Annotated in this window: 27 protein-coding genes and 2 pseudogenes; 2 read left to right on the top strand and 27 right to left on the bottom strand. The window is 48.1% G+C overall.

Annotation, left to right across the window (positions count from 1 at the left end; all coding sequences use genetic code 11):
* Together QUA77_RS17235 and QUA77_RS17240 are read right to left on the bottom strand one after the other, a co-directional pair.
* A pseudogene (locus tag QUA77_RS17235) lies at positions 1-571 on the bottom strand (hypothetical protein); the annotation flags it as partial.
* Positions 572-656: 85 nt separating this feature from the next.
* Positions 657-1,037, bottom strand: a complete 381-nt coding sequence (locus QUA77_RS17240; RefSeq protein WP_333451425.1) for a hypothetical protein — start codon at positions 1,035-1,037, stop codon at positions 657-659.
* Positions 1,038-1,214: 177 nt separating this feature from the next.
* Between QUA77_RS17240 and QUA77_RS17245 the strand changes: the two are divergent.
* Both QUA77_RS17245 and QUA77_RS17250 read left to right on the top strand, forming a co-directional pair.
* Positions 1,215-1,925 (top strand): annotated as a pseudogene (locus tag QUA77_RS17245) (IS1 family transposase).
* Positions 1,926-2,209: 284 nt separating this feature from the next.
* Positions 2,210-2,647 carry a hypothetical protein gene (locus QUA77_RS17250; protein WP_333451427.1) on the top strand — a complete coding sequence of 146 codons (438 nt, stop codon included), beginning with the start codon at positions 2,210-2,212 and terminating at the stop codon, positions 2,645-2,647.
* A 15-nt stretch (positions 2,648-2,662) separates the two neighbouring features.
* Here the strand turns inward: QUA77_RS17250 and prfA are convergent, their stop codons facing one another.
* The 25 genes from prfA to rpsC form a co-directional block, all read right to left on the bottom strand.
* Entirely contained in the window at positions 2,663-3,757 is a 1,095-nt protein-coding gene (gene prfA, locus QUA77_RS17255; protein ID WP_333039635.1) for a peptide chain release factor 1, read from the bottom strand.
* Between the two features lie 330 nt (positions 3,758-4,087).
* A complete protein-coding gene (gene rpmE, locus QUA77_RS17260) occupies positions 4,088-4,396 on the bottom strand; it encodes a 50S ribosomal protein L31 (protein WP_333451429.1) in 309 nt (102 codons plus the stop codon).
* A gap of 198 nt (positions 4,397-4,594) precedes the next feature.
* A complete protein-coding gene (gene rpsI / locus QUA77_RS17265; RefSeq protein ID WP_006634975.1) occupies positions 4,595-5,008 on the bottom strand; it encodes a 30S ribosomal protein S9 in 414 nt (137 codons plus the stop codon).
* Positions 5,008-5,463, bottom strand: coding sequence for a 50S ribosomal protein L13 (gene rplM, locus QUA77_RS17270; RefSeq protein WP_015178725.1), 456 nt, complete (start codon positions 5,461-5,463; stop codon positions 5,008-5,010). Before rplM ends, rpsI begins: the two co-directional genes overlap by 1 nt.
* Before the next feature lie 181 nt (positions 5,464-5,644).
* Positions 5,645-6,487: a tRNA pseudouridine(38-40) synthase TruA gene (gene truA / locus QUA77_RS17275; protein ID WP_333451431.1), complete on the bottom strand. Its 843-nt coding sequence runs from the start codon at positions 6,485-6,487 to the stop codon at positions 5,645-5,647.
* Between the two features lie 29 nt (positions 6,488-6,516).
* Complete coding sequence (gene rplQ, locus QUA77_RS17280) at positions 6,517-6,867, bottom strand: 50S ribosomal protein L17 (RefSeq protein WP_190657966.1); 351 nt, start codon at positions 6,865-6,867, stop codon at positions 6,517-6,519.
* A 125-nt stretch (positions 6,868-6,992) separates the two neighbouring features.
* Positions 6,993-7,937, bottom strand: a complete 945-nt coding sequence (locus QUA77_RS17285; protein ID WP_332958426.1) for a DNA-directed RNA polymerase subunit alpha — start codon at positions 7,935-7,937, stop codon at positions 6,993-6,995.
* Positions 7,938-8,111: 174 nt separating this feature from the next.
* A complete protein-coding gene (gene rpsK / locus QUA77_RS17290; RefSeq protein WP_332978136.1) occupies positions 8,112-8,510 on the bottom strand; it encodes a 30S ribosomal protein S11 in 399 nt (132 codons plus the stop codon).
* Between the two features lie 84 nt (positions 8,511-8,594).
* A complete protein-coding gene (gene rpsM, locus QUA77_RS17295; RefSeq protein WP_006634981.1) occupies positions 8,595-8,978 on the bottom strand; it encodes a 30S ribosomal protein S13 in 384 nt (127 codons plus the stop codon).
* A gap of 83 nt (positions 8,979-9,061) precedes the next feature.
* Positions 9,062-9,175, bottom strand: coding sequence for a 50S ribosomal protein L36 (rpmJ, locus tag QUA77_RS17300; protein WP_015178722.1), 114 nt, complete (start codon positions 9,173-9,175; stop codon positions 9,062-9,064).
* 368 nt (positions 9,176-9,543) lie between these two features.
* Positions 9,544-9,768, bottom strand: coding sequence for a translation initiation factor IF-1 (gene infA, locus QUA77_RS17305; protein ID WP_006276978.1), 225 nt, complete (start codon positions 9,766-9,768; stop codon positions 9,544-9,546).
* Positions 9,769-10,061: 293 nt separating this feature from the next.
* Positions 10,062-10,646 carry an adenylate kinase gene (locus tag QUA77_RS17310; RefSeq protein ID WP_333451434.1) on the bottom strand — a complete coding sequence of 195 codons (585 nt, stop codon included), beginning with the start codon at positions 10,644-10,646 and terminating at the stop codon, positions 10,062-10,064.
* Positions 10,647-10,651: 5 nt separating this feature from the next.
* Positions 10,652-11,956 (bottom strand): preprotein translocase subunit SecY, encoded by a 1,305-nt coding sequence (gene secY, locus QUA77_RS17315; RefSeq protein WP_333039629.1) that lies wholly within the window; start codon positions 11,954-11,956, stop codon positions 10,652-10,654.
* A gap of 102 nt (positions 11,957-12,058) precedes the next feature.
* Positions 12,059-12,505 carry a 50S ribosomal protein L15 gene (gene rplO / locus QUA77_RS17320; RefSeq protein WP_006634984.1) on the bottom strand — a complete coding sequence of 149 codons (447 nt, stop codon included), beginning with the start codon at positions 12,503-12,505 and terminating at the stop codon, positions 12,059-12,061.
* 146 nt (positions 12,506-12,651) lie between these two features.
* Positions 12,652-13,200 (bottom strand): 30S ribosomal protein S5, encoded by a 549-nt coding sequence (gene rpsE / locus QUA77_RS17325; RefSeq protein ID WP_190745441.1) that lies wholly within the window; start codon positions 13,198-13,200, stop codon positions 12,652-12,654.
* Between the two features lie 162 nt (positions 13,201-13,362).
* Positions 13,363-13,725, bottom strand: coding sequence for a 50S ribosomal protein L18 (gene rplR, locus QUA77_RS17330; protein WP_333039624.1), 363 nt, complete (start codon positions 13,723-13,725; stop codon positions 13,363-13,365).
* Between the two features lie 2 nt (positions 13,726-13,727).
* Positions 13,728-14,276 carry a 50S ribosomal protein L6 gene (gene rplF / locus QUA77_RS17335; protein ID WP_333039622.1) on the bottom strand — a complete coding sequence of 183 codons (549 nt, stop codon included), beginning with the start codon at positions 14,274-14,276 and terminating at the stop codon, positions 13,728-13,730.
* Between the two features lie 122 nt (positions 14,277-14,398).
* Positions 14,399-14,803 carry a 30S ribosomal protein S8 gene (rpsH, locus tag QUA77_RS17340; protein WP_190657976.1) on the bottom strand — a complete coding sequence of 135 codons (405 nt, stop codon included), beginning with the start codon at positions 14,801-14,803 and terminating at the stop codon, positions 14,399-14,401.
* Between the two features lie 22 nt (positions 14,804-14,825).
* Complete coding sequence (gene rplE, locus QUA77_RS17345; RefSeq protein ID WP_006634989.1) at positions 14,826-15,371, bottom strand: 50S ribosomal protein L5; 546 nt, start codon at positions 15,369-15,371, stop codon at positions 14,826-14,828.
* Positions 15,372-15,513: 142 nt separating this feature from the next.
* The gene (rplX, locus tag QUA77_RS17350; RefSeq protein ID WP_242719707.1) at positions 15,514-15,876 is read right to left on the bottom strand and encodes a 50S ribosomal protein L24; all 363 of its coding nucleotides are present in this window, start codon (positions 15,874-15,876) and stop codon (positions 15,514-15,516) included.
* A gap of 1 nt (position 15,877) precedes the next feature.
* Entirely contained in the window at positions 15,878-16,246 is a 369-nt protein-coding gene (gene rplN, locus QUA77_RS17355; RefSeq protein ID WP_006634991.1) for a 50S ribosomal protein L14, read from the bottom strand.
* Between the two features lie 116 nt (positions 16,247-16,362).
* A complete protein-coding gene (rpsQ, locus tag QUA77_RS17360; protein ID WP_006634992.1) occupies positions 16,363-16,611 on the bottom strand; it encodes a 30S ribosomal protein S17 in 249 nt (82 codons plus the stop codon).
* A 68-nt stretch (positions 16,612-16,679) separates the two neighbouring features.
* The gene (gene rpmC / locus QUA77_RS17365; RefSeq protein WP_333039617.1) at positions 16,680-16,961 is read right to left on the bottom strand and encodes a 50S ribosomal protein L29; all 282 of its coding nucleotides are present in this window, start codon (positions 16,959-16,961) and stop codon (positions 16,680-16,682) included.
* Positions 16,962-17,120: 159 nt separating this feature from the next.
* Complete coding sequence (gene rplP / locus QUA77_RS17370; RefSeq protein WP_333039615.1) at positions 17,121-17,540, bottom strand: 50S ribosomal protein L16; 420 nt, start codon at positions 17,538-17,540, stop codon at positions 17,121-17,123.
* A 114-nt stretch (positions 17,541-17,654) separates the two neighbouring features.
* Positions 17,655-18,383, bottom strand: a complete 729-nt coding sequence (gene rpsC, locus QUA77_RS17375) for a 30S ribosomal protein S3 (RefSeq protein WP_006634995.1) — start codon at positions 18,381-18,383, stop codon at positions 17,655-17,657.
* Positions 18,384-18,475: the final 92 nt, after the last annotated feature.

Consider the following 18,475-nt stretch of genomic DNA (forward strand, 5'->3'; position numbering starts at 1 on the left):
TAATCCGGGTAACTTGTTGCTCGCCCAGTTTGGGTACATACTTATTGAGTAGGTGATTAAACTGTGCATCACTCAACACAGTTCCTTGGGGTAATAGCTGGAGAGCATTCTGCCATTTAGTCGGGATTTTGAAGTCCCCAATTAGTGAGAATGTCAGTGGATTCAGAATAAATTTTAGTTCTCGTCCGGGCTGTAATCCTTTGATTACCGTCAATCTATCTTTATTAGCTGTTGTGAAGTAGACTGTATATAAAGGGTTGCAGATGATATTGGTGGTATGGTTGACTCCACCTACACGCGCGCCAGTTTGGTCGAAGTGTTGCCAAGGACTACTCGCTAGTCCTGAATTATAAACTTCTTGTTTCTCGGTTTCAAAAAGGCATTGGTTTTTGATTAATAGGTTGGATAAATAACCGGCCCAGATGGAAATACCTAAATCGGCTAAAAAATCTAGTAGTTTGCCTTGGGTCATATTACCCCCATAGTACAAACTGATGATTAAGGCTTTGATTCCAGGTCCAAATTCTCCTTCGTAGCCCCTTGGTAATTCTGCTACATAAGTTTTTCCCACTGAGGGTGAGTAATATTTCTGTTTGCGAAATAATATGTTGTCGGTTGCTAAGCTGATATCTTGGATGATTACTTGTTCGTATCCTTTAAATTCTGCGTCTGCTGGTAGTTGGTATGCAAGGATATTCTAGTATTTCTTCTCGATCTATTTTACTTGTGGCGTTCTTACTGCCTTTGCTGTGCTTTTTTGGCGTTTTTCGTTCTTTCTCTGAAGAGTGCTGGCTTTTGAATCCTTTGGACTTGGCTTTGATGTCTGGTTTTCCTTGCTCTCCCTTCAATCGGTTGTTTTCATCTTTTAACCGTTGATTCTCTGACTCCAAGTCTTTGACTTTTAATTGTAATTGTTCTATGAGGTTCAGTAAAAGCTCTACTGTATGACGCATGGATTCGTCTGCAATCCCTGGGGGGTCGATGGTTTGCAGGATATGGGAGGATGACTTGTCTGGTGAAATAATCTTTGGCGTCATGTGTCTTATTTTATGACAGTTTGTGCACTCTGCTTACTTTTTTTTCTCTGCTACCCCTACTTATTGAGCCGATACGTTAATCTTTTATTTCAATTGTTTGCTAAATATAATCTTTTCAATTTTCCTAACTTGAAAAGATTTGATGCCTTTTCACAATTCATTTAGGATTGCTATATCATGCCACCCTGCCCCATTTGTGCGTCTTCTCAAACCGTAAAAAATGGTCATATCCACAACGGTAAACAACGGTTCAAATGCCATAACTGCCGACGACAGTTTGTCGAACAACCGACTAAAAAAGTGATTGCTCAAGCTACAGGGGAACTGATTGATCGATTACTCCTAGAACGCATTTCCCAGGCTGGAATTGCTCGTGCAGCACAGGTTTCTGAACAATGGCTCCAAACATACGTCAACCAGAAATATGCCATGATCCCTCGAAGTGTGCAGGTGACGCAAAAAAAAAGGGGAGGCTAACGATTCAATGTGATGAGTTATGGTCATTTGTGGCTGACAAACGCCACAAGCAATGGGTCTGGTTAGCTCTAGACTCCAATACTCGTGAAATTGTCGGTGTTTATATTGGGGCAAGGGACGAAGCAGCAGCCCGTCAATTGTGGAATTCCTTGCCTCCGGTTTACCGCCTGCTGTGCGGTTGCTCACACCGATTTCTGGGCAGCCTATGGAGCAGTGCTACCGAAAAAGCGCCATCAAGCCGTGGGCAAAGAAACGGGTAAGACCAGTTATATTGAACGATTCAACAATACCTTACGCCAGCGGGTTTCTCGCTTAGTACGCAAAACCTTGTCCTTTTCAAAGTCATTAGCCAACCATATCGGTGCTATCTGGTATTTTATCCATCATTATAATGCATCATTACTTGTTTAGCACTACCCTAACTTGTTTTTGAGACTGTAACAACCAGACTAGCATTTGAAGGGTAAGTAATTGTGCTGGTGTCAGATATTTTTCAAGTATCGAGTGATAGAATAAGGGCAACATATTATTGGTTTGGGTCTTGTGGTATTAGCAGGACCCTTCTTTTTTATCACAACTGAGTATTCTTTTCCCTCAAGAGATTATTTTGTCAATAAGCAGAAATTTTTGAGGCGGCTTGATCGCGCGAAAAGTTTTGCCTGTAACAGTTCGGGGGCGCTTGTCGCCCCCTGAAAATGACCAAGAGACGCACTCAAAAAACTCACAAGCCCAGCCATACACGCCAGAGCCTTACAGCCTCCGGTTGGCTCAAACCCAAATGCTGGCAAATCTCCAAAATAGAAGCTGCCGAAGCTCTGAGAATGCCCGTCAATCGCCTAGTAAAAGTCTACACCAAACAACATCAAGTAATAGTCCTTTACCTGAACAAGAAAGGACAAAAATGCAGCTCCTTTTTCAGCTACAGACTATTTGCCCGATGGCAACAAGAGGCGATCGCAGCAATTGCCAGTTGTCGAAACCAGCAAATCCTAGCAGCCCTAGAAGTCCTTGTACAATACGACCTCGAACATTTCAAATATCCCGTCCAAAGCGCCGACGCAATTTGGGAAGCCCTACTCAACCATATCTCCCGCGTAACAAGGGGACTGAGGCTGAGCAAACAATGCGCTTAGCCCCCCATCACTCCATCAATTAGTAGAAGCAGCCAACTCAGCCAAACGTTCCTGCTGATCCTGAGAAATGCAAGTTTGAATAATCCCCTCAATATCCCCTTCCAAAACACTATTGAGCGAGAAATTTTCCCCCAAACGGTGGTCGGTAGCCCGATTGTCCTTATAGTTGTAAGTGCGAATCTTCTCCGATCGCGAACCAGTACCAACCTGAGCCAAACGCCGCGACTTCACCTCATCCTGCTGCTCCCGCAACTTCATCTCGTAGAGCTTAGCCCGCAAAATCTGCATCGCCCGCTCCTTATTCTGCAACTGACTGCGCTCCTCAGTACAGAAAATCCGAATTCCCGTCGGCTTGTGAAACAAATCCGCAGCAGTTTCCACCTTGTTCACGTTTTGACCGCCAGCGCCGCCCGATCGAGCCGTACTCATCTCAATATCCTTCGGATCGATGTGAATCTCCACATCATCAACCTCTGGCATCACAGCCACCGTCGCCGTCGAAGTATGCACCCGGCCGCCAGCCTCAGTCACAGGCACCCGCTGCACCCGGTGTACCCCAGCCTCAAACTTCAGCTTGCTGTAAACGCTGTCGCCTGTAACTTCCAGAATCACTTCTTTAAACCCGCCCATTTCCGCCAGCGACTCGCTCACCAACTTCACCTGCCAGCCTTGAGTTTGAGCGTAACGGGAATACAGCCGCAGCAAATCTCCAGCCCAAATACTAGCCTCATCTCCACCAGTACCCGCCCGAATTTCCAGCATAATATTCTTGTCATCGTTCGGGTCGCGGGGGAGCAGCAAAACCTTCAAACGACTTTCTAAACTCTCCAGCTTCGCCTCAAGTTCCTGAACTTCCAGCGCAGCCATTTCTTGCATATCTCGATCGCCCGCGGCTTCCTTGAGAACCTGTCGCGCGCCCACCAAATCTTCCTGAGTGGTTTTCCACAGAGCAAAAGTATCGACCACTTCCTCCAAGGACGATCGAGCTTTCGCTACCCGTTGAAACTCTTGATTGTCCCTAGCGACATCCGGGTCAGCCATGCGGCGAGTCAACTCATTAAAAGTTTGCTCTACCGACTTCAATTTATCCAGCAAATAAGATTCAGCCATTGTCAGTTGTCCTTTGTCAATCGATTTTAGATTTTAGATTTTAGATTTTAGATTTTAGATTTGAAGAACAGTTGGGATAGAATCTCGATCGAACTCAACTGCCTGCATAGCAAGTCTTCAATCTAAACTCTCCAATCCGAGGGCGGATCGATTTTAGATTTTAGATTTTAGATTTTAGATTTTAGAACTCAACAGCAGTTAGGATAGAATGTCGATCGAACTCTACTGCCAGCCGTAGCAAGTCTTCAATCTAAAATCTAAAATCCGAGGGCGGTAAGTTGCCAGTAGAAAGAACTACTCTCAACAAACTGCGGACAAATGACAATCCGGCTACTTCTTCTTTTTGCCTTTACCAGCAGCCTTAGAAGCATCTGCTTTCGGATCTTCCATTTTCAGCGGTCCAGAGGAAGCATCTGCCTTCGGCATTTCTACCTCGCTCATGCCGTATTTCCGCATAAAGCGCTCCACACGACCTTCAGTATCAATAATCTTCTGAGTGCCAGTATAAAAAGGATGATTTCCCGACCAGACATCAACTTGAAGCTTTGGTCTAGTTGAACCCACCGTCATCACAAGTTCCCCGTTGCAATAAACCTGAGATTCGGGATACCACTCAGGGTGAATGCCATCTTTTGCCATTGTTTTTACTCTCTAATTTTTGACTTTACAACCATTTTAGCTGCCGCAGGACTTGTATACCAACAACAGCACCAATTTTGCCTTATATCTGTTGGAACCAGGAATCAGGAATCGGAAATAAACTTCAAAAAAAAGGCAGGTAAAATCTGGATAGATAATTTTTGCCTTTTCCTGGTTCCTTCTTCCTTCTTCCTTCGATTACCGCTTCGAGTATTGAGGAGCTTTGCGAGCTTTCCGCAAACCGTACTTTTTCCGTTCTTTGGCCCGCGGGTCGCGAGTCAAATAGCCCTCAGTCTTCAGAGGCTTGCGGTTGTCCGGGTCTAATTGACAAAGTGCTCTAGCGACACCCAAGCGAATCGAGTCAGCCTGACCTGTCAAGCCACCGCCTTCGACTTTTACTAAAATATCGTACTCATTTTCCAGACCCAAAGTTTCCAGAGGGGCCTTAGCGAGAGCCAAATAAGTAGGGTTGAATTGCAGGTACAAATCCCCCTCTTTACCATTGACAGTCAGTATGCCAGTGCCGGGAACCAAGCGCACCCGCGCTACGGAACGCTTGCGGCGTCCGGTACCCCAGTACACAGCGCGACCGGATGTATCTGTTGCTTGCATTACTCATTTCCTCCCGGAATCGTGTGAACAATTAATTCTTCTGGTTTTTGAGCTTGGTGCGGGTGGTTGGGGCCAGCGTACACCTTCAGTTTAGTAAACAGTTGTCTGCCCAGAGAAGTGTGAGGTAGCATTCCCCGAATAGCTTCTTCGACAATTCTTTCGGGCAAACGTGCTTGCAATTTGGCAAAAGTTTCTGTTTTCATGCCGCCCGGTCTTCCAGAATGGCGGCGGTAGATTTTCTGGGTGCGTTTTTTGCCAGTAACAGCGATTTTGTCCGCATTGATGACTATTACGAAGTCGCCGGTATCCATAGAAGGAGTGTAAGTCGGTTTGTGTTTCCCCCGGAGGTACATGGCAACTTCAGTTGCCAGACGGCCCAGCCGCTGGTCGGCGGCATCGACCACGTACCACTTGTGCTCTAGGGAGTCTTGAGTAGGGACGTAAGTTTTGTTCATTGTTAGTTGTTAGTTGTCTATTAACTGTTGTTAGTTGTTAGTTGTCAGTTGTCAGTTGTCAGTTGTCAGTTGTCAGTTGTCAGTTTTTAATTGTTAGTTGTCCTTAGTTTTTTATTAGTAGTTACCTAATGACTAATAACTAATGACTAATGACTAATGACTAATGACTAATAACTAATAACTAATGACTAATGACTAATTTTGGCTGAGTGTCGTACCAGACATCTGGGGGAAAGGGAAATTCTGAATAGCCAACCCGCAGCAGGCACAAACCTTGAGCGGGAGCGGCATATTTTACCATTTCTCGGCGTTCGTTGACCCAGATATCTGTGAAATTGTCGATCGGTCTTTCCCCGCGACCCACCTGCACCAGCAACCCCACCAGCAGCCGCATCATCCCGTACAGAAACCCGCTCGCCTGAACCTCAATATAGATAAGAGGCCCAGAACGCTGACACTCGGCCGCTTGCACGTCCACCCAGGAATGGGGTCGGGCAGAACCCGCGCGGTGGAAAGCAGCCAGGTGATGCCGCCCGATTAGCGGTGTCAAAGCTGTCTGAATTAAAGATTCATCCACAGGGGCCCGGTAGCAGTGCCAAGCAAAAGGACGCACAAACAAATTAGGGGTCGGGTCTGTATAAAGGGTGTAGCGATAGCGCCGCCAACTGGCTGAGAACCGAGCGTGCCAGGTAGGTTCCACCTTTGCCGAAGCTCGAATTAAAATATCTTTTGCCAGTCGAGAGTTGAGAACGCTTGCCCAGCGGTGAGCCGGAATTGGGCCGTGGGCATCAAAATGCGCTACTTGAGCAGCAGCGTGAACTCCCGCATCGGTTCTCCCAGCAGCGTGCAGCGTTACCGGGCGTTCCAGAACAGTCGATATTGCTGTTTCAATTTCTTCTTGTACTGTACGCTGGTTCGGCTGTCGCTGCCAACCGTGAAAGTTAGTGCCGAGGTATTGGATCACCAAAGCAACGCGCTGTATCGATTGGGGATTTTCGATTGGGGATTTTCGATTGTCAGTCATAAATCACAAATCTCCAACCCAAAATGGAATTAAACCAGTTCAACGATCGCCATTTCGGAATTGTCTCCTTGACGGGGGACAGTTCGCACGACGCGGGTGTAGCCGCCGTTGCGCGAGCCGTACCGTTCTTGGGCTGCTTCAAACAAGGCGTGTACTAACTGTTTGTCGTAGATAAAGCCCATAGCTTGCCGGCGAGCGGCCAATGAGCCATCTTTTGCCAGGGTAATCATTCTGTCCGCCTCTGGGCGCAGCGCTTTGGCGCGGGCGAGAGTGGTAGTAATTTTACCGTGGCGGATTAATTCGGTGGTCAGCGAGCGCAGCAGGGCGCGGCGCTGGTCAGCCGGTTTGTTGAGTTGGGGAACGCGACAGCGGTGACGCATAGCAGTTGGTAATTGGTAATTGGTAATTGGGTGCCGGGATAGTCCGCGAGTTTTGAGCGGTGATTTCTTTAACTTAAAAACTCACCTACTTAAAATTCAGAACTTTTTTACCCGTTACCCGTTGATTAACTTTTAGCTGATTTTTCCTGTGGCAAGGTAATGCCCAAGCGTTTTTGTAAAGCTTCAATCACTTCTTCGGCAGACTTCTGCCCGAAGTTCTTGATCTCGAGCAAGTCTTCTTGGGTATAATCCAATAAGTCTGCGACTGAGTTGATCTGAGCCCGCTTGAGACAGTTGTAAGCCCGGACGGACAACTGCAATTCTTCGATCGGAATTTGGCTGGTAGGATCGGCTTCACCTGGATACTCTGGTTTGAGAGAATCTTGGGTGATGTCTTTGAGAGGTGCAAATAAATCTACCAGGATGTGGGCAGATTGACTCAAAGCTTCTTGAGGCGTCACGCTGCCATCAGTCCAGATTTCCATAATCAGCCGGTCTTTCTCGACCGTGCCGCCTACCCTAGCATCTTCAACGCTGTAGTTGACTCTGCGAATCGGCATAAAGATAGCGTCAATTTGGAGAAAATCCAAAGCCGACCCATCATCGCGACTGCGGTCTACTGCTCGGTATCCGATGCCTTTTTCAATTCTGAATTCCATTTCCAGAACTGAGCCGGGCGAGAGAGTTGCAATGTACTGGGAGCGATCGATCAATTCCACCTCTGAGGGCAAATCGAATCTATCGGCCGTAACTGTGACCGGCCCCTCAATCCGCAACCTGCCGATTTGCGGCTGCTGAGAATGAGTTTTGAGGACCACCTCTTTCATGTTCAGGAGAATTTCTAGAACATCCTCACGTACCCCTTCGATCGTGGCAAACTCGTGATTGACGCCCGCGATTCGGACTGAAGTTACTGCCGTTCCTTCCAAATTTGACAGCAGAACTCGCCGAAGCGCATTCCCAACAGTTGTTCCTTGACCGCGATCGAGCGGTTCCAGGACAAATTTTCCGTACTGACTGCGGTCTTTGTCAGTGTTAGACTCTATACATTCAATTTGAAACTGCGCCACGGAGTGACCTCCCTTTTCCACTTTGGATTTTTGATTTTGGATTTTAGATTGCAGAGCATACCCCTGAACGGATTTCGGATTTTGGATGGACGGGGCAACAGTTAGAACCATTAGTTTTTGACTTTAAGCAGTTAGCCATTATCCAAAATCTAAAATCTAAAATCTCAAATCGTTTTAGACTCTACGCCGCTTGGGAGGGCGACAGCCGTTGTGAGGAATTGGGGTAACATCTCTAATCAGGGTGATTTCCAGTCCCGCCCCTTGCAGCGCCCGGATTGCAGTTTCTCTACCTGCTCCGGGCCCGCTCACCATTACTTCTATTTGGCGCATTCCTTGGTCGTTGGCTCTGCGGGCAGCACTTTCTGCTGCTGTTTGAGCGGCAAAGGGAGTTCCCTTTTTAGCTCCTTTAAAACCGCTGGAACCTGCCGATGCCCAGGATATCACTTCACCGTTGAGGTCGGTAATAGTTACAATCGTGTTGTTAAAGGTAGACTGGATGTAGCCTACCCCATTGGGTACATTCCGTTTCTGCTTTTTTGCACCAGATTTCTTGCCTGTTTGTGGTCGCGCCATATTAGTCTCTTTAACGTTTCTCTCAACTAATGTCCAGAAGCGCTAGGAGCCAGCAGCCCCCAGCGTATTTTTCCAAAAAAGATGTTACTTCTTGGAAGGTGCCTTTTTCTTGCCCGCAACTGTTCGGCGGACGCCACGACGGGTTCTGGCGTTGGTACGGGTTCGTTGTCCCCGCACCGGCAGACCCAAACGGTGACGCCGACCGCGATAAGTTCCGATGTCCATCAGGCGCTTGATGTTCATTGACTCCCAGCGCCGGAGGTCTCCTTCGATTTGGTATGTGGTTTCTACATGAGCCCGCAGAGCTGTCACGTCGGCCTCTGTTAAATCCTTGACGCGAGTGTCAGGATTGACGCCTGTTGCAGCGATAATTTTTTGGGCCCGCGACAAGCCTATTCCGTAAATGTATGTCAGACCTATTTCGACGCGCTTATCGCGTGGAAGGTCTACCCCGGCAATCCGTGCCACACTTTTTGTCTCCCTAGTTTTCCTGTTTGGCTACAATGTTCAATTAGGATGCACCTGCGTGCAGTGCCCAATCTTCGTTTTTTCTAACCTTGGCGCTGTTTGTGTTTCGGGTTAGTGCATATCACCATCACTCGACCGCGACGGCGGATGACGCGACATTTCTCACAAATTTTTTTGACAGATGCTCGAACTTTCATCTTTCTTCCTGCCTGGAGAACCCCGCTCTAGCGGAGAACAGGCACGCTGGGACTGCCCGTAGAGCGGTGGGAGGAGAGGCTGGGCAAGGTGTAGACCTCTCCTCGATTAAATTGTATAAAGTGCGGGTTGTTTCATGAAGGAGCCCGCTTGCACCCACTCCCATTGCTGGGTAAAGTTAGCCTGCGCCAGAGTGTTGGCGAGCGATACTTTTACGGTGTAACAATGACTTAACCCGGTACACCGGTAGGTTGTTGACGCCCTTCTCGGCAACACTACAAACGTAGCATTATAGCATAAATTTGAAGCTTTTTACCAAATTCTCTCTAAATTAAACTTAGAATTCGTTTTTAGAAAGTTTTATCTAAGCCTATTTTTTCCGAAGGCGATAAGTAATCCTGCCTTTGGTCAAGTCATAGGGAGTCAATTCGACTTTGACGCGATCGCCAGGCAGAATTTTGATGTAGTTGCGGCGGATCTTGCCGGAAATGTGAGCCAGCACGTTAAACCCATTATCTAGGTCAACGCGAAACATCGCATTGGGCAGGGATTCCGTCACTGTCCCTTCCATTTCAATTAAATCTTGCTTAGACAATTTGGTATTTACCTCAACTCTACATTTGATTAACTAGGAGTGTCCCGGCGTTGGCCTCCAAACCTATTTACTGGTAGGAGTCAAACGGGAGCGGGGGGCAATAATTAGGGCGACTCGATCGACTTTAATACTGAACCAACCGCTTGTTTTAGCTTTACTTGAGTAAAGTTGTGGCAATTAGTATGGAGTTCAATCCGGTCTCTCGCAACCCTTACAAAACCTGATAGCACAAAAAGCTCCTAGTTAACATATCTTAGCAAAAGCTAGTGAGTAACAAGCTGTATTGCGAGGGTTCAAGAGTCGCCAGAGAGAGCTTGCTGCAGTTCAGCAGTGACTAATTCCATTGCTCGATCGCCATCAACCGCAACTAACTGTTGACGGCCGCTGTAAAAATCAATCAAAGGCTCAGTTTGCTCGCGATAAACTTGCAACCGACGGCGGATCGTCTCCTCATTGTCATCCTGCCGGCCCCGCGACAGCAGGCGAGACACCAAAATGTCGTCAGGCACGTCGAGATTAACAGCTTTGAGACCACATTTGGGGTTCGATGTACTCTCCTCGGCACCGCTAAGCTTGTGCAGCAGTTTGTCTAAAAAAGTTGCCTGGGCGACAGTGCGGGGAAAGCCGTCGAGAATCCAGCCCGCATTCGCGTCCGGTTCATTCAAGCGTTCCTGCACGATATCCATCAGCAATTGGTCGGGAACCAACTCACCCCTATCCATGTAAGATTGCGCCTTTAGGCCCAAGGCAGTTTTCGCCACCACACAGGCGCGCAGGATTTCGCCCGTAGAAATGTGGGGTATTTTCCAGAGAGCGGCTAATATCTGAGCCTGAGTTCCCTTTCCCGCCCCAGGAGGTCCCATGAAAATAAATTGCATTACGATTACTTCACCATTCCTTCATATCGCTGGGAGATGACGTAAGTTTGAATTTGCTTAGCAGTTTCGATCGCCACACCTACTAAAATCAGTAGGGAAGTTGCGCCAAAACCTCTAAAAGTTTGCACACCGATCGCGCTTTCTACAGCAGTTGGTACAATAGCCACCAGACCTAGAAAAATCGCTCCCAAGAAAGTCAAACGGTTCAAAACCTTCTCCACATAATCACTCGTTTTCTGACCCGGACGAATTCCAGGAATGCTAGCGCCCATTTTCTTCAAGTTCTGAGACATATCTACGGGGTTGACAATCAACGAAGCGTAGAAATAGCTGAAGAACAGAATCAAAGTTAGATAAAACAGCGCGTAAGCCCAAGGGGCAGGGCCGTTCGGACTCAAAACATTAGCAACTTGAACCAAAAACGGGTTATTGAGAGACTGAGCGAGGAAAGAAGGCACAATCAACACCGAAGATGCAAAAATAATCGGCATCACTCCGCCTTGATTCAAGCGCAGGGGCAGATAACTCCGGCTCTCCCGATAAACTTTGCGGCCGACTTGGCGACGGGCCGAAATAATCGGAATGCGGCGAGTACCTTCCTGAACAAAAACAATCCCGACAATCGTTACCAAAAAGACCAGCAGCAGAACGACTACGCGGCCGACAACTTGCGTGTCCCCACTTTGAGCCAATTCAAAAGTTTGTCCCAAAGAGCGCGGCAATACCGACACAATATTGATAAAAATCAGCAGCGACGCTCCGTTCCCGATACCTCGTTCCGTCACCACTTCCGATATCCACATCACAAACATTGAGCCGGCTGTCAGAGCCAAAGCAGTTTGTGCTATGAATAAAGGCGATGGAGACTGAGCAAAAGGGCTGACCCAAATCGCAATGCCAATACTTTGCAGAATTGCCCAGCCCAAAGAAACGTAGCGAGTAATTTGAGAAATTTTGCGTCGCCCCGCTTCTCCTTCATTTTTCTGCAAGTCTTCTAAGCTTGGCAGAGCCGCAGTTAGAAGTTGCACAATAATTGAAGCATTAATGTAGGGCAAAATCCCCAACGCGAAAATCCCCAACGCTGACAAGCCGCCTCCTGAGAACAAGTCCAGAAAGCCAATTAAAGGGCTATTTTGGACGTTTTGGGCAAAGGCGACTCGATCGATGCCGGGGACTGGCAAGTGGACACCCAGGCGTACTAAAATCAGTAAGCCAACGGTTACGAGGATGCGGCCTCGTAAACCAGCAGCTTGAGCCATCTGCATGAACGTCTCTTGTGCAGTTGGCGCTTTCTCTCTACTAACGTCCATAGTTACGATTTTGGATTTTAGATTTGGGATTTTCGACTAAATCATTTTCTGATAGCAAGCTTGAGGATTTGAGATTTGGACAGACTCTCAAACCTCAAATCTTCACGCAACTAATTCACAACTTCCGCCTGCAGCTTCAATTTTGGTGCGAGCACCTGCGGTAAAAGCCGAGGCGCGCACTTGCAAAGGTACATTCAGTTCACCATCTCCTAAGATTTTCAGCGGCCCGTCGTCTGTGGTGACAATTTTTGCTTGGATCAAAGAGGTGAGAGTAACTTCGGTGTTTGCTGGCAGCGATGCTAATTTACTTACATTAATGGTAGTGTACTCTTTCCGGTTCACTAGAGGGAAGCTTTTCAACTTGGGGAGACGGCGGTAGAGAGGATTTTGACCTCCTTCAAAACCGGGTCTAGTGCCGCTACCGGCTCTAGATTTTTGACCGCGCATCCCTTTGCCGGAGCTCGCGCCTTGACCGGCAGAAATACCTCTGCCCAAGCGTCGGGGGCGCTTTTGGGAGCCTGCTTTGGGTCGGGCGTCTTGCAATCTCATAGTTTTAGTAATTGGTAATTGGTAATTGGTATGTAGAGAGGGGGTACGCAGTAGTTTTGAGTGCGTGAGTTTTAAGTTGCGGATTTTTTTATTTTCACCGCAAGCACTTAACACTCAAAACTTACAGTTTCCCATTCTCGCGTGCCCTAACCGTAGAGATTTTCTACTGGAATTCCGCGCTCTTGAGCAACTTCGGACAAGGTGCGGAGGGTGGAGAGGGCATTGACTGCGGCTCGGGCGTTGTTTAAGGGATTTCCAGAACCTAGCTGTTTGGCTAAGATGTTGCGGACTCCTGCTAGTTCGAGAACAGTTCGCACTGCTCCCCCTGCAATTACCCCGGTTCCCGGAGCGGCCGGCCGCATCATCACTTTAGCTCCGCCGCCGTCACCGTTGATGGGGTGAGGGATGGAGTTAGATTTGGTGAGGGGGACTTCAATTAGGTGCTTTTTGCCGTCAGCGACGCCTTTTTTAACGGCACCGATTACGTCGCTAGCTTTGCCGACTCCTACTCCAACTTGACCGCGTTCGTTGCCGATAATGACTATGGCGCGGAAGCTGAGTTTTTTACCACCTTTGACTACTTTGGTAACGCGCCGAATCTGAACAACCCGTTCTTGCCATTCGGATTCTTTTTCGCGCCCTTTGTTGTTGCTGCTGCTTTTTTTCTTGTTGCGCTGTTCTTTTTGTTCTGCCATAGTTTTGTCCTGTGGGAATTAGTAATTGGTGAAAGGCGATCGGCAAGTGGTAATTGTTTGAGTAAAAAGTAAAAATAGAAGAAATCTGGATTTTGCCTTTTAACTTTCAACTTTTGACTTTTTACTTTTTAATTACTCATTACCCGCTACCCATTACCCCCTCTAGAAGTCTAACCCCGCTTCGCGAGCTGCTTCTGCGAGGGCTTTGACACGACCGTGATAGAGGTTGCCCCCCCGATCAAATACGACTTTGACTATGCCAGCGCTGGAACAGCGTTTGGCAATCAACTGACCGACTTGCACGCTCGCGGAGCAGTTGCCGCCAGAACTGAGAGTTGACTTCAATTCGGGATCGAGGGTTGACGCGGCGGCCAAAGTGTGCTGGGCGGTGTCGTCGATTACTTGAGCGTAGATGTGCTGCTCTGAACGAAATACCGCTAGTCTGGGACGTTCGGCGGTGCCGAACACCTTGCGCCGAACACGGCGGTGTCTGCGCTGGACTGATTCTTTGCGAGTAAGCTTCATTGTTACTTCTTACCTGTTTTGCCTGTTTTACCAGCTTTGCGCCGGACGACTTCGCCGCTGTAGCGAATGCCTTTGCCTTTGTAGACTTCGGGCGGACGCACTGCGCGGATGCGGGCTGCTGTATTGCCTACGAGTTCTTTGTCAATGCCGGAGACAATGACGTTTGTGTTGCCTTCAACTGCCATTGTGATGCCTTCTGGAGGAGGCATTTCAACGGGTTTGCTGTAACCGACGTTTAAAATCAGGTTCCGTCCTTGAACCTGTGCCCGATAACCTGTGCCGATAATTTCGAGACGCCGCTGAAAACCTTGAGATACACCTTCGACCATGTTTGCGACTAGGGTGCGGCACAAGCCGTGCAGTTGTCTGGCGACGCGAGATTCGTCTCGGCGAGTAACGAGTAAAGTCTCGCCTTCAATTCCCATGAGGATTTCGGCTGGGATAACTCGGGAAAGTTCACCTTTAGGGCCTTTGACGGCTACTTTTTGACCGTCTAGGGTGACGGTGACTTTCGTGGGGATGCTAATCGGACGCTTGCCAATTCGCGACATAGTTTTTTGTCCTTTGTTTTTAGTTATTAGTCCTTGATTATTAGTGCTTAGTTATTAGTCCTTAGTGATTGATTTTTGAGTCGGTTGCCAACGACCAGTGACTAATGACTAATGACTAATGACTACCAAACATAACAAAGCACTTCACCGCCCAAACCTTGGCGTCGAGCTTCTCTATCCGTCATAATGCCGCTGGAGGTGGAAATAATGGCTATGCCAATTCCGCCTAACACTCTGGGCAATTCTTTACGGTTCGAGTAAACGCGCAGTCCTGGTTTGCTGACTCGCTTAAGTGCCGTGATAATGGGCTTGCGAGTTTTACCTTTGTACTTTAGAGAAAGCACTAAATGTCGCTTGACCCCTTCTGCTTCTGCTTCTTCAAATTCGCCGATGAAGCCTTCACTTTTGAGGACTTGGGCGATGCTGCGGGTCATTTTTGTAGCTGGAATTTGCGTTGTTTGGTGGCGCGCCATGCAAGAATTGCGAATGCGCGTCAACATATCTGCTATGGTATCGTTAGCTGCCATCTTTTGCTTCTTACTCTAGTGCTTAGTTGTCCCGGAACGGCATTCCCATTTCTTTAAGCAAGGCGCGTCCTTCTTCGTCAGTGTTTGCTGTGGTGATAATTGAAATGTCCATGCCTCGAATTTGATCGATGCGGTCATATTCTATTTCTGGAAAAATTAGCTGTTCTCTCAGACCCAAGCTGTAGTTGCCGCGTCCGTCGAAGCTTTTGGGGCTGATGCCGCGGAAGTCGCGGATTCGGGGGAGTGCGAGGTTGATCAGCCGATCGAGAAAATCGTACATCCGATCGCCGCGCAGCGTCACCATAACGCCGACGGGTACTCCTTTGCGGATTTTGAAGCCTGCGATCGCTTTTTTCGCCCGCGTCACCACTGGTTTTTGACCGGTGATGATGCCAATTTCGTTGATCGACGAATCCAGTGCCTTAGCGTTTTGAGATGCTTCTCCCAAACCGCGGTTCACTGTGACTTTGACGAGTTTGGGAACCTGATGGATATTAGTATATTTAAACTGATCCATCAGTGTGGGAACGATTTTTCCTTGATAAAGAACTTTGAGTTTGTCCGGCATAGTTTTTGTGTTTCGTTAACTGTCCCTGGGCTTGGTCAGGGAATTTGTCGATTGTCCGTCCCACCGATGTTAGCTGTTAGTTATGAGTTGAAAAGTCACTTGTCAGAAGGCGGACTAATGACCGATGACTAATAACAAATCACTATTGATCGATGATTTCTCCAGTTTTTTTGAGCTGTCGCAGTTTCCGACCGTCTTCGCTAAATGTATAGCAAACGCGGCTAGCTATTTTTTCTTTTTCGGAATAGTGCATGACATTTGAGCTGTGAATGGGAGCCTCAAATGTGAGTATTTTCCCGGACTCTCCCTCTTGCTGGGGCTTGACGTGCTTTGTTCTGATGTTTACACCTTTAACAATTACTTTGCTGACTTTAGGATATGTCTTTAAGATTTCTCCGACTTTTCCTTTCTCTTTGCCAGTAATTATTTGCACGGTGTCGCCCGCTTTGACGTGCATTCTGTAGCGCTGCGGCTCGCTAGTTGGTTTACCCTTTTTTCCGTACATTTTAAAGTACCTCCGGGGCTAAGGAAACGATTTTAGTAAAGTTTTTGTCGCGCAATTCGCGGGCAACGGGGCCGAAGACGCGAGTGCCTTTGGGGTTGCCGTCTACGTTGATAATAACGGCGGCGTTATCGTCAAAACGAATGCTCATGCCACTGTCGCGACGCAGACCTTTGCGGGTTCTGACAATGACAGCCCGAACAACATCTGATTTTTTGACCGCCATATTGGGGATGGCGTCTTTGACGACGGCAATGATGACATCGCCGACTCCGCCGTAGCGACGGTTGCCGCCTCCCAATACGCGGATGCACATCAGTTTGCGGGCTCCGCTATTGTCGGCGACATTGAGGTATGTCTGGGGTTGAATCATGGTGATTGTTGACTGTTAACTGTTGACTGTTAACTGTTGACTGTTAACTGTTGACTGTTGACGACTAATTGATTAATCAAGTACCGATCGGGCGAGCGCGAGATCGCAATTAACTGTTAGCCGTTTTTTGTCCCGAAAATCTCAGCAACCGTCCAACGTTTGGTTTTGCTCAGTGGGCGAGTTTCCGTGATGCGGACGCGATCGCCAGATTTGCACTGATTTTCTTCGTCATGAGCTTTGTAGCGCTTGGTGCGGACTACGATTTTGCCGTATTTGGTGTGGGAGGAGCGGTTTTCGATTGCTACCACGACGGTTTTATCCATCTTGTCGCTGACTACTACGCCAACTCGTTCTTTAATTGCCATACCTACCTATTTTTGTTGTGCAATTGACTTGTTTTTAGCTACTGTGCGAGCCGAGGCTAGGTTGCTGCTCACTCTTGGCTGACTTCTGGGCTGGGAGCCGAACCTGCGGCTTCTTGAGCTGCGGCTGATTTTTCTGCCGCTTCTTTCTCAGCAACGATTTGGCGCTCGCGTTCAACTGTCATCAATTGAGCTAGCCGGTGTTTGGCGTGCTTGAACAGGTGAGGCTTTTCCATGCGGCCGGTAGCTTGCTGGAGCCGCAATTCCATTAATTGGCGCTTGACGGCTAAAATTTGCTCTGCTACTGCAGCATCGCTTAATTCTCTAGCTTCTTTAATCTTGGTCAAAGACATAATTGTGTGCTTTCTCGTTAGCGAGCGGTATGACAGAAGACCTAATTGTCTCTTAGGCTGAAGGTCGAAGGAAAGAAAAGTTATGAAAGCCAGATTTTAAAATGCTGTAGCCGTTTAAAATGCTGATTAATACAGACCTAATTCTACCTTCGCTCTTCGCTATGACTGGCCTTCTTCGCGAGTGATGAACTTGGTTTTAATTGGTAACTTGAAAGATGCCAAACGCATTGCTTCGCGGGCAGTTTCTTCACTTACTCCGCCAATTTCAAACATTACCCGGCCCGGTTTGACCACGGCCACCCAAAACTCTGGTGAGCCTTTACCAGAACCCATCCGGGTTTCTGCTGCGCGCTCGGTGACTGGTTTGTCGGGAAAAATGCGAATCCAGATTTTGCCACCCCGGCGGATATAGCGGGTCATGGCGCGGCGTCCGGCTTCTATTTGGCGGGAAGTGATCCAGGCGGGTTCGACGGCTTGGAGCGCGAAGTCGCCAAAGCTAACTGTATTGCCGCGGGTGGCAATACCGCTCATTCGCCCGCGCTGTTGTTTGCGGAATTTCGTTCTTTTAGGGCTTAACATGGCTTTGGGAGTTGGGTAATTGGTAATTGGTAATTGCTAATTGGTGATTGCTAATTGCTAATTGGTTTGGAACAACTCACACTTAACAAATGACAACTAACAGTTAACAATTAGCTAGCCTTCGTTCGATCGATCTTCAAAGTTCTGGCGGCGGCGCTTTTGTTTGGTGCGGGGCACTGCTGCATTTGGTGCAGCCTCTTGTTCCTGTCCGGGAATAATTTCACCTTTGAAAACCCAAACTTTAATGCCCAGAATACCGTAGATGGTTTGAGCAGTGCAGTAGGAGTAGTCGATGTCTGCCCGCAGCGTGTGCAAGGGGACTCTTCCTTCCCGGGTCCATTCCGTACGGGCAATTTCTGCACCGTTGAGGCGTCCACTGACTTGAATTTTGATGCCTTGGATGCCGACTTTTTGGGCGCGGGTGATCGCTTGGCGGACGACTCGGCGGAAAGATACGCGCCGTTCTAGTTGCTGAGCAATGTATTCCGCGATCAGTGTGGCATCGGCGTCTACTCGCTGGACTTCGACGACGTTGATGCGGATTTGGCGGTTGCTACCGAGTTGCTGCTGCAAACCGACGCGCAAGGTTTCGATGCCTGCTCCGCCGCGGCCTACGACAACGCCTGGTCTGGCGGTGAACACTTCTAGGTCGATTTGATCAGCTTTCCGCTCAATTTTGACCGATGAAATGCCAGCATTGCTGAGGGTTTTACGAACGTACTTGCGAATTTTATAGTCTTCTTGCAAGAGTTCTGGATAGTTTTTGGGATCGGCAAACCAGCGAGAGCGGTGCTCTTGGGTAATGCCGAGGCGAAAACCAATTGGATGTATTTTTTGGCCCATAATAGTTGATGAGTTAATTGGTAATTGGTAATTGGTAATTGGTAATTGGTAATTGGTGATTACCCATTTTTTCAACTTTAAGCTGTTTATTA

The organism is Microcoleus sp. K5-D4, from assembly GCF_036704575.1.
Taxonomy (GTDB): domain Bacteria; phylum Cyanobacteriota; class Cyanobacteriia; order Cyanobacteriales; family Microcoleaceae; genus Microcoleus.